Raw genomic sequence first — 465 nt, 5'->3', positions numbered from 1 at the left:
GCCGGACGGGCCGTGGCGTCGGCGAGTGCGCGGCCGGTCGACGCGCCGCCCCGAGCCGCGATCGTGGTGGCGGCCGGGTCCGGCGTGGGCAGCCTGCGCGAGGCACGCCGGTCACTGATCGAGGCGCGGCAGGTCGCCGAGGCGGCCCGGCGGGATCCCCGCGATCTGCCCTGCTACCGCCTGCCGCACGTCGGGCTGGCCGGGCTGCTGCACCTGTTACGCGACGAGCCCAGGTTGCAGACGTTCGTCGAGCGTGAACTCGGGCCACTGCTCGCCTACGACGCCCAGCATCCACGGGAGCAGTTGCTGGGCACGCTGCGGGCGTACCTGGAGCAGGGGCGGAACAAGTCGGCCGGTGCGGCCGCCGCGCACCTGTCCCGGCCGGCGTTCTACGAGCGGCTGGCCCGTATCGGCCGCATCCTCGACGCCGACCTCGACTCGGTCGACAGGTGCCTGTCCCTGCAC

The 465-nt window shown here is 74.8% G+C and carries 1 protein-coding gene; it reads left to right on the top strand.

Going from position 1 to position 465, the window contains the following annotated elements:
- Positions 1-465, top strand: a 465-nt coding sequence (locus tag EAD96_RS00150; RefSeq protein ID WP_233585301.1) for a CdaR family transcriptional regulator, incomplete at both ends; no start/stop codon positions are given.

The sequence above is a fragment of the Micromonospora sp. BL1 genome, from assembly GCF_003667485.1.
In the GTDB taxonomy this organism is placed as follows: Bacteria; Actinomycetota; Actinomycetes; order Mycobacteriales; family Micromonosporaceae; genus Micromonospora; species Micromonospora tulbaghiae.
This window is presented reverse-complemented; position numbering and strand designations above follow the sequence as displayed.